13 protein-coding genes and 1 pseudogene are annotated in these 7,979 nt (G+C 70.5%); 6 read left to right on the forward strand and 8 right to left on the reverse strand.

The window, feature by feature from the left end:
* Positions 1–16: 16 nt before the first annotated feature.
* A complete protein-coding gene (locus ABT238_RS32975) occupies positions 17–313 on the reverse strand; it encodes a hypothetical protein (RefSeq protein ID WP_350570477.1) in 297 nt (98 codons plus the stop codon).
* A 225-nt stretch (positions 314–538) separates the two neighbouring features.
* On the opposite strand from ABT238_RS32975, the gene ABT238_RS32980 reads away from it, so the two are divergent.
* The 3 genes from ABT238_RS32980 (at position 539) to ABT238_RS32990 (ending at position 3,075) form a co-directional block, all read left to right on the forward strand.
* Positions 539–946, forward strand: coding sequence for a VOC family protein (locus ABT238_RS32980; RefSeq protein WP_350570479.1), 408 nt, complete (start codon positions 539–541; stop codon positions 944–946).
* Between the two features lie 189 nt (positions 947–1,135).
* Positions 1,136–2,461, forward strand: coding sequence for a sensor histidine kinase (locus ABT238_RS32985; RefSeq protein ID WP_350802437.1), 1,326 nt, complete (start codon positions 1,136–1,138; stop codon positions 2,459–2,461).
* On the forward strand, positions 2,425–3,075 hold the full coding sequence (locus ABT238_RS32990; protein WP_350570483.1) for a LuxR C-terminal-related transcriptional regulator: 651 nt from the start codon (positions 2,425–2,427) through the stop codon (positions 3,073–3,075). Before ABT238_RS32985 ends, ABT238_RS32990 begins: the two co-directional genes overlap by 37 nt.
* 528 nt (positions 3,076–3,603) lie before the next feature.
* On the opposite strand, the gene ABT238_RS32995 is transcribed toward ABT238_RS32990, so the two are convergent.
* From ABT238_RS32995 to ABT238_RS33020, 6 genes are all read right to left on the reverse strand, one after another.
* Positions 3,604–4,065, reverse strand: a complete 462-nt coding sequence (locus tag ABT238_RS32995) for a barstar family protein (protein ID WP_350570485.1) — start codon at positions 4,063–4,065, stop codon at positions 3,604–3,606.
* A complete protein-coding gene (locus tag ABT238_RS33000; RefSeq protein WP_350802450.1) occupies positions 4,043–4,477 on the reverse strand; it encodes a ribonuclease domain-containing protein in 435 nt (144 codons plus the stop codon). The genes ABT238_RS32995 and ABT238_RS33000 overlap by 23 nt, the downstream gene beginning before the upstream one ends.
* A 112-nt stretch (positions 4,478–4,589) precedes the next feature.
* Positions 4,590–5,021 carry a VOC family protein gene (locus tag ABT238_RS33005; protein ID WP_350570489.1) on the reverse strand — a complete coding sequence of 144 codons (432 nt, stop codon included), beginning with the start codon at positions 5,019–5,021 and terminating at the stop codon, positions 4,590–4,592.
* Between the two features lie 52 nt (positions 5,022–5,073).
* Positions 5,074–5,199, reverse strand: a complete 126-nt coding sequence (locus tag ABT238_RS33010; RefSeq protein WP_350802457.1) for a hypothetical protein — start codon at positions 5,197–5,199, stop codon at positions 5,074–5,076.
* On the reverse strand, positions 5,196–5,429 hold the full coding sequence (locus tag ABT238_RS33015) for a hypothetical protein (RefSeq protein WP_350802462.1): 234 nt from the start codon (positions 5,427–5,429) through the stop codon (positions 5,196–5,198). Before ABT238_RS33015 ends, ABT238_RS33010 begins: the two co-directional genes overlap by 4 nt.
* Positions 5,426–5,791, reverse strand: coding sequence for an ATP-binding protein (locus tag ABT238_RS33020; RefSeq protein WP_350802467.1), 366 nt, complete (start codon positions 5,789–5,791; stop codon positions 5,426–5,428). Before ABT238_RS33020 ends, ABT238_RS33015 begins: the two co-directional genes overlap by 4 nt.
* Before the next feature lie 314 nt (positions 5,792–6,105).
* On the opposite strand from ABT238_RS33020, the gene ABT238_RS33025 reads away from it, so the two are divergent.
* The 3 genes from ABT238_RS33025 (at position 6,106) to ABT238_RS33035 (ending at position 7,850) form a co-directional block, all read left to right on the forward strand.
* Complete coding sequence (locus tag ABT238_RS33025; protein ID WP_350802472.1) at positions 6,106–6,966, forward strand: helix-turn-helix domain-containing protein; 861 nt, start codon at positions 6,106–6,108, stop codon at positions 6,964–6,966.
* A 1-nt stretch (position 6,967) separates the two neighbouring features.
* Positions 6,968–7,171, forward strand: a complete 204-nt coding sequence (locus ABT238_RS33030; RefSeq protein ID WP_350802477.1) for a DUF397 domain-containing protein — start codon at positions 6,968–6,970, stop codon at positions 7,169–7,171.
* Positions 7,172–7,325: 154 nt separating this feature from the next.
* Positions 7,326–7,850, forward strand: coding sequence for a peptidylprolyl isomerase (locus tag ABT238_RS33035; protein ID WP_350570499.1), 525 nt, complete (start codon positions 7,326–7,328; stop codon positions 7,848–7,850).
* Positions 7,851–7,888: 38 nt separating this feature from the next.
* On the opposite strand, the pseudogene ABT238_RS33040 reads toward ABT238_RS33035, so the two are convergent.
* Positions 7,889–7,979 (reverse strand): annotated as a pseudogene (locus tag ABT238_RS33040) (indole-3-glycerol phosphate synthase); the annotation flags it as partial.

Below are 7,979 nucleotides of genomic sequence, written 5' to 3' on the forward strand. Positions count from 1 at the left end.
TTCGGGCGACTTGGCGTCAGGGCACGTAGACGCTCCTGCTCGCGAGCGGCGCGTAGATCGTGCCCGGGGCGATGAGCGCCTCGATCTGGCCCGTGCAGCCCGACCCGGTCCAGACCTGGACGGCCGAGTCGGTGAAGTTGGTCACCACCGGGCGGACGAAGTCGCCCAGCGGGATGCACCCGCTCGGATCCGGGTGCGCGGCACCGTCGATGATCAGCACCCCGTGGGCCGCGTACGCGGTGTTCGGCACCCCGACGGCCAGCGCGGCCGCCGTCAGCCAGGCCCCGAGAACGGTGGCGGTGCGTCGCTTCATGCGTCTACTCCCTCTCGGCCGGAGCGGAGCCGCCCCGTTGCGGCTCCGCCGGTGCGGCTCAAGGTAGTGAGGCGATGACGCGCGGCAACGGAACGCCGGGCGCGGCGACACGGGCGCGGAGTGGGAAGTCGGACCGGCCGACTTTCCACGCGGCTGTCACACAAGACGACCGGGATCCGTCAGGCAGGCAGAGACGGAACACCCGAGCCACCGAAGGGCGACACCATGCTCACCAAGGTCATGTACGTCACGGTCTACGTCACCGACCAGGACCGCGCGCTGCGCTTCTACACCGAGCAGTTGGGGCTGGAGAAGCGCATCGACTACCCCGGCCCCGACGGGCGCTTCCTGACCGTGGGCGCCGCGGGCCACCCGTTCGAGATCATCCTCTGGTCGCACGCGGCGTCCGCCGGCCAGCCGGCGCGGAAGGAGGGCGCGGCCGTGCCCGGCCCGGTCATCCTGGAGTCGGACGACCTGCGGAAGGACTTCGAGGTCTGGCGCGAGCGCGGGGTGGTGTTCGACGAGCCCGAACCGCAGGAGTACGCGTTCGGCCTCCGCATCGAGGCGACCGACCCGGACGGCAACCGGATCTCGCTGCGCCAGCAGAGGCCGGTGCCGCGCACCGACGGCTGACCGCCGCCCGAGAAGGCCGGGGGCCTCGCAGCCGCAGGGCGTGCGGGGCCCCCGGTGTACCCAGGTACCCCCCAGGAGTGGCCCGAGGCCCAGTGATCGGGCCTCGACACTGCGGCAGTCTGGACCCGCGGACGCAGAACAAGACGCGGGAGGGCCGGCCGCGAGGCCGGCGCGGAGGGGGGAACGGTCGTGAGCGACGACAAGGCCGATGCGGGGAGCGAGGCACGGCGTACGCGTGCAGTACCCCGCGCCCTACGGGCCGCGGTGCGCTGCACGGTGCTGGCCGCGTTCGTGGTACCGCAGGTGGCGCTGCTCACCGCGGCGTCCTTCGCCGGCGGCCTGACGGCCCTCGGGGTGGGCGTCCCGCTGCTGCTGCCGGTCGCCCTGGCGGCCCGCCGGCTGGCCGGACTGCGGCGGACCCTGGCCGCCCGCTGGTCCCGCACCGAGATCCGCGCACCCTACCTGCCGCAACCCGAGGCCCCACCCGGCCTCGGTGGCGTCTGGGCGCGCTGCCGGACGGTCCTCACCGACCCGGCCACCTGGCGGGACCTGCTCTGGCTGTTCGTCGACCCGGTCATCGGCTTCACTCTGCTGCTGATCCCCCTGACCGTGACCGCCTACGGCGCCCTCGGCCTGCTGTCGCCCTGGATCTGGGCGACGCGAGCCGCCCATGGCGGCGACACCACGATCCTGTGGGTGCACGTGACGGACGCGGGCAGCGCCTGGACCGCCGCCGTCCTCGGGCTGCCGATCGTCCTGGTCGGGCTGGCACACGCCCCCGCTGCGCTGCGCGCCCACACCGCACTGGCCAAGGCGCTGCTCGGCCCCACCGCCCGCACGGAGGCGCTGGCCGCCCGGCGCGAGGTGGCCCGCCTCACCGAGACCCGGCGCGACGCGCTGAGCGCCCAGGCCGCCGAACTGCGCCGGATCGAACGGGACCTGCACGACGGCGCGCAGGCCCGGCTGGTGGCCATGGGCATGAACCTGGGGATCGCCGAGCGGCTGGTCGAGCGCGACCCGCAGGCCGCGAAGCGGCTGCTGGCCGAGACCCGCCAGGCCTCCGCGACCGCCCTCGGCGAGCTGCGCGACCTGGTCCGCGGCATCCACCCGCCGGTCCTGGCCGACCGCGGACTCGTCGACGCGGTGCGGGCGTTGGGCATGAACAGCCCGCTGGACGTGACGGTGTCGGCCGAGTTGCCGGGCCGCCCCGAGGCACCGGTCGAGTCCGCCGTCTACTTCGGCGTCTCGGAGGCGCTGGCCAACGCCGCCAAGCACTCCGGAGCCGTCCGCGTCGACGTCCAACTCTGGTACGCGGACGGCCTGCTGAAGGCCCAGGTCACCGACGACGGGACGGGTGGCGCCGACCCCTCGCGCGGCACCGGGCTGCGCGGCCTCGAACGCCGGCTTGCTACCTTCGACGGACTCCTGGCCGTCCGCAGCCCGCACGGCGGCCCCACGACCCTGACCATGGAGCTGCCGTGCGCGTTGTCCTCGCCGAGGACCTCTTCCTCCTGAGGGACGGCCTGGTCCGGATGCTGCAGGCCTACGACTTCGAGGTGGCGGCCGCGGTGGACACCGGACCGGACCTGCTGCGGGCCCTGCTCACCGAGCGCCCGGACGTGGCCGTGGTCGACGTACGGCTTCCCCCGACGTTCACCGACGAGGGCCTGCGGGCGGCGCTGGAGGCGCGGCGGCGGATACCCGGGCTGCCGGTCCTGGTGCTCTCCCAGTACGTCGAGCAGCTCTACGCCAAGGAGTTGCTCGCCGACGGCCTCGGCGCGATCGGCTACCTGCTGAAGGACCGGGTGTTCGACCCCGACCAGTTCGTGGAGACGGTCCACCGGGTGGCGGCGGGCGGCACCGCACTCGACCCGCAGGTGATCGCCATGCTGGTCGGCGGCACCGAACGGCGCAAACCGCTGGACCGGCTGACGCCGAGGGAGCGCGAGGTGCTCCAACTGATGGCGGAGGGACGTTCCAACGCCGGGATCGCCGAGCGCATGGTGATCACCGAGCGGGCGGTGAAGAAGCACACCGCCAACATCTTCCTCAAGCTCGACCTGCCGCCCTCGGAGGAGGACCACCGCCGGGTGCGGGCGGTGCTGGCCTTCCTGGAGGTCACCTCCTGACCGGCGGGCTCCGCAGGGCGCCCGGGAAGATCCTGTCGGGGCCGCATGGCATGGTTCGGCCGTGATCTGTGACGTGTGTGGACACGGGACGCAGCCGGTACCGCTACCCGACGTCCGGATGCCGTAGGACCTACCGGTGAAGGAGCAGTGGTTCTGCTCTTGGTGCTACGCGTGGACCGAGCTGGGCCACGGCGTGGACGAGATCTCGCGGCCGCAGTACGTGTCACCGGACCGGCGCTGGGAACGGGCGGAGTCCGAGGAGCTGCCCGCCGATGTCTCCCACGCCCATGGGCACTTCGGGACGACGCTGTGCGGGATCCGGAAGGACGGCCTGTCCGCCTCGCCGTACCTATGGCTGCCGGGGAAGGCCGATGCCTGCCAGGCCTGCTGGGTGGCCGCCGTCGCCATCGACCGGCGCCGGCCGTCGGACGGGCGGGAGGTTCGAACGGAGGCAGGTGTCGCCTCCCCCCGACTCGGACTGGCCGCCCTTCCAGGGCCGCCGGCACCGCTGCGGCGCGGTCGGCGCGGTCAGATGGCGCGGCCCGCGGTGCGCAGGCGGTGGCCGGTGGCGGCGGCGCGGGGTGGGGTGGTGGTGAACAGGACGCGGAGCGGGGAGTCGGTGGAGAGGGTGGTGGCGGCCGCCGTGTCCAGGATGGCGAGGAGGAGGGTGAGTTGGTCGGGGGGCTCGTCGGCGAGGAGGGCGTCGGCGGCTGTGACGAGGACGAGGAGGCGGGTGGTGGTCTCGGCACCGGGTGGGTGGAGGACGTCGTGGAGGCACTCCTCGAACGCGTCCCAGTTGTGGCCGAAGTAGCCTGGGAAGGCGAGGGATTCGGCCCACTGCGCGAAGAGGGCGGCCCGGGTGCGGCAGCGGTCGCCGCGGACGAGGCGGAGCTGGTGGGCGCCGGCGGCGAACCCGGCCCAGGGATGGCCCGGCAGGAGGTCCCACCGGGCCGGGCCGAGGGGTTCCTCAGCAACCACTGGAGATCTCACGGAAGTTGGCGTAGTGGTCGAAGGTGTACCAGGTGCGGGCGGTGGCCTCGTCGCGGACCAGGCGCTCGGCGTCGCGGTGGGTGGTGGGCGTCGGGCGGGGGTTGACGTCGTACTCGTGGTACGGGGCGCCGGCCGGGAGGTCGCCGCTGCGGTTGCCGTAGGGGTTGCTGCCGCGGATGTACTCCGGGCCGGGGAGGCGGAAGTCGACCGGGCGCGGGTTGGTGGGCCAGCCGAGGTCGAACCAGATGTGGCAGGCGCGCTCGACCTGCGGAGGGAAGTCCTCGACGGGGAGCGGGGGCTGGATGACCGCCCGGGTGGAGACGGGGGCGGACCAGGCGGGGGCGGCCGGAGCGAGGACGGGGCAGGCGAGGGCCAGGGCCAGGGCGGCCTGCGCCAGACGGCGGAGGGTCATGGGTACCCGTTTCGGTGCGGGGATGCGTGCATCGAAGGGGTACCGCAGGGGGGTTGGGCGTGCGGGCGGGCGCGCCGGGGACTGCGGGACGCCCACCCGCCCGGGTGACACCTCAGTCGAGGCAGAACTCGTTGCCCTCGATGTCCCGCATCAGGATGCAGGACTCGTTCTCCTCGTCGGCGATCAGGACCTGCACGCACGTCGCTCCGAGCGCGGTCAGCCGTTCGCGTTCGGCCTGGAGCGTGGCCAGGCGCTCCTCCCCCACGAGTCCGGTGCCGACGCGGACGTCGAGGTGGACGCGGTTCTTGACGACCTTGCCCTCGGGGACGCGCTGGAAGAGCACGCGCGGGCCCTCGCCCGTGGGGTCGGTGCAGGGGAAGTACTGGGGCTCCTTGCCGGGTGCGTCCGAGCGGTCGAAGTCGTCCCACGTGGCGAACCCGTCCGGCGGCGAGGCGACGTATCCCAGCACCTCGCACCAGAAGCGGGCGAGGAGGGTGGGCTTCGCGCAGTCGAAGGTGACCTGGAACTTCTTGACCGATGACATTCAGGCAGCGTAGCAAGCGGAAAGCGGGTGTTCGATCGGGTTTTCCGGGGGGTCAGTTGGGCTGGTCGTCGTCGGCGTGGTGGTGGACCTTGAGGGCGGTGATGACGCCGGTGATGACGGTGGCGATGGCGAGGGCGAGGAGGGCGGCGAAGGCGGCGCCGATGAGGAAGCCGGTCACGTCCGGCCCGCTTCGCGGAGGAGTTCGAGGAGGTTGAGGAGGGTGGCGAGGGAGGTGTCGCCGAAGTCGATGAGGAGGCGGCCGTCGATGGTGGTGCCGTTGACGGTGGCGGAGCCCCACTGGATGCCGAAGGTCTTGCCGCGCTCGTGGAGTTCGCGGAGGAGGGCGGTGACCTCGGGCTCGGTGTAGGTGCGCAGGTACGTGTCGCTGGGGGTGATGGGGGCGTTCACGCGGCGGCGTCCAGCTCGAACCAGGTGACCTTGCCGGTCTTGGTGGGGTCGGCGCCGAACCGGTGGGTGAGCGCTCGGACGAGGTGGAGCCCGCGCCCGGAGACCGCGAAGGGGTCGGCGGGGAGGCGGGGCTCGGGCAGGTCGGGGCTGTCGTCGCAGACCGAGACCCGCAGGGTGCGGGGGCTGAGGACGACGATGACGCGGGGCGCCTGGCAGCCGGCGTGCCGCCAGGCGTTGACGAAGAGCTCGTGAAGGGCGAGTTCGGCGTCGGCGGTGGTGTCGGGGTGCCAGCCGGCGGACGTGAGGAGGTTGCGCAGCTCGCTGCGGGCGGCGGACCAGTCGGGCGGGTTGAAGGCACGCATGGTGAACCCCCGTGGGGTGGTGGTGAGAGTGGGGAGGTGTCGGTCGGCGGGAACGTCGCCGTGAGCCAGGCCAGGGCGGGATTGGAGGTCACGCGTGGTTGCTCTTCGGCGCCCGGGCAGCAGGTACCGGCTGCCCGTGAAGTGGGGCGCTACTGACGGTCCGTTGGGTTCCGACGCCTTGAAGCTATACCAAGAGTCCCAAATTTGATCCCACGAACGTCGAAACTCACTCCAAGGTGTGCCGCCTGGACCCTTTGGTGGACCGACGAGTCGACCGCGCGGCAGACTTGGCCTACTCACACAGGGAAGGAACCATGCCGCCACGCCGTCACCCGTCGCTCAGGCAACGCAGGCTCGGCGCCGAGCTGCGGAGGATTCGCGAAGCTGCCGGCCTCAACGGCCCCCAGCTCGCGAAGATCCTCGACATCGACGTCAGCCAGGTCAGCCAGATGGAGAGCGGGAAGGCCGGTGTCAGCCGCCAGCGAATCCGGGCGATAGCCGGAGCCTGCAAGTGCCTCAACGATCCACTCATTGAGGCACTCGGAAACATGACGCAGGACCGCAACAAGGGCTGGTGGGAGGAGTATCGAGGAGTACTTCACAGTGCCTTCCTCGAGTCCGCCGAGCACGAGGAATTCGCGGCCGGTCCGATCAAGGTCTGGACATCGACCTTCGTTCCAGGCCTCCTTCAGACCGGCGACTACGCGAAGGGCATGTTCAGCAGAAGGATTCCGAGCCTTTCGATCCACGAACTCGATCTCCACACGGCCTTCCGCACCCAGCGGCGAAACTTCTTGATGCGCAATCCCGACAAGAAGCTGGAGGCATACATCCATGAGTCGAGCCTGCTGACACGCTACGGCGGCACGCAGACTCTCCGCCAGCAGCTCGGCTGCCTGATCGAGGACTCGCATCGAGGCAATGTCAGCATCCGCGTGGTCCCATTCAAGGCTCACACCTATCCAGGCGCGATCGAAAGCCTCATCTTCAGCATTGGCGAGGTTCCTGAGCTCGACACGGTGGAGCTAGAATCCTCGCGAGGCCCAATCTTCTTCGATGCGCCGAGCGAGATCGAGAGCTATCGTGCAATTTTCCAGCGGATTGAGAAGGCGGCGCTCTCCGAAGAGGAGTCACGCGAGCTGATCGGCGAGACGGCTCAGAATCTGAAGGACTGAAGTGCACCAAAAAGACTGGCAGAAGTCATCTTTCAGCAGCTCCTCGGGCGAATGCATAGAAGTTCGCACCTTTGACGGGGTGGTGGAGATGAGGGAGTCAGACAGCGAAAGTGTCATCATTCGCACGACTCCCGTAGATTTCGCCAAATTCCTCAAGGATGTGAAGGTCGGCGAGTTCGACCATCACGCCGCCCTCTGGGCCTGACACCACGTCGGCCTCTCGCTCCCGAGCGAGAGGCCGACGCGTCTCACTTTTGATTCAAGCGTGGTCGGCCGCGAGAGCCAGCGGGGCCCCAAACACCGCGTGAGCCCGTGACAGGATCGGGCGGGTCTGACCTCTTCCGAAAGGTGCCCCGCCCATGGGCTCGCAGCACTACGCCGTCATCAAGACCAACCACGGCACCATCACCGCCAAGCTCTTCCAGTTCCACACCCCTCGCACCGTGCGCAACTTCGTCGAACTCGCCGAGGGCTCACGTGAGTGGACCGATCCCTCCACCGGGGCTCCGACCTCCGCGCCCCTCTACAACGGGACGACCTTCCACCGCGTCATCGGCAACTTCATGATCCAGGGCGGTGACCCGCTCGGCGACGGCACCGGTGGGCCCGGCTACGAGTTCGCCGACGAGTTCCACCCCGAGCTCTTCTTCACCAAGCCCTACCTCCTGGCCATGGCCAACGCGGGCCCGAACACCAACGGCTCCCAGTTCTTCATCACCACCCGCGCCACCCCCCACCTCAACCGCAAGCACACCATCTTCGGCGAGGTCGCCGACCCCGACAGCCAGAAGATCGTGGACGCCATCGCCGCCACCCCGACCGGACCCGGGGACCGCCCCCTGGAGCCTGTCGTCATCGAGTCGATCACCATCGAGATTCGCTGACTCCCCCCGCGGAGTAGGAAGTCGGCCCCGCCGACTTCCTACGAGTCGCTGGCGAACAGCCGCAGCACCGGGACGCCCACCTTGTGGCGGGCCTGAGAGGCCCAGTCGCGGTGGAAGAACTCCTCCACG

The sequence above is a fragment of the Kitasatospora sp. NPDC001527 genome (assembly GCF_040298605.1).
Taxonomy (GTDB): domain Bacteria; phylum Actinomycetota; class Actinomycetes; order Streptomycetales; family Streptomycetaceae; genus Kitasatospora.

Excerpts from the sequence above, each read along its gene's own strand:
- ABT238_RS32975 (WP_350570477.1), bottom strand. The coding sequence starts at position 313 with ATGAAGCGACGCACCGCCACCGTTCTCGGGGCCTGGCTGACGGCGGCC.
- ABT238_RS32980 (WP_350570479.1), top strand. The coding sequence starts at position 539 with ATGCTCACCAAGGTCATGTACGTCACGGTCTACGTCACCGACCAGGAC.
- ABT238_RS33000 (WP_350802450.1), bottom strand. The coding sequence starts at position 4,477 with ATGACCCTCCGCCGTCTGGCGCAGGCCGCCCTGGCCCTGGCCCTCGCC.
- ABT238_RS33005 (WP_350570489.1), bottom strand. The coding sequence starts at position 5,021 with ATGTCATCGGTCAAGAAGTTCCAGGTCACCTTCGACTGCGCGAAGCCC.
- ABT238_RS33020 (WP_350802467.1), bottom strand. The coding sequence starts at position 5,791 with ATGCGTGCCTTCAACCCGCCCGACTGGTCCGCCGCCCGCAGCGAGCTG.
- ABT238_RS33025 (WP_350802472.1), top strand. The coding sequence starts at position 6,106 with ATGCCGCCACGCCGTCACCCGTCGCTCAGGCAACGCAGGCTCGGCGCC.
- ABT238_RS33035 (WP_350570499.1), top strand. The coding sequence starts at position 7,326 with ATGGGCTCGCAGCACTACGCCGTCATCAAGACCAACCACGGCACCATC.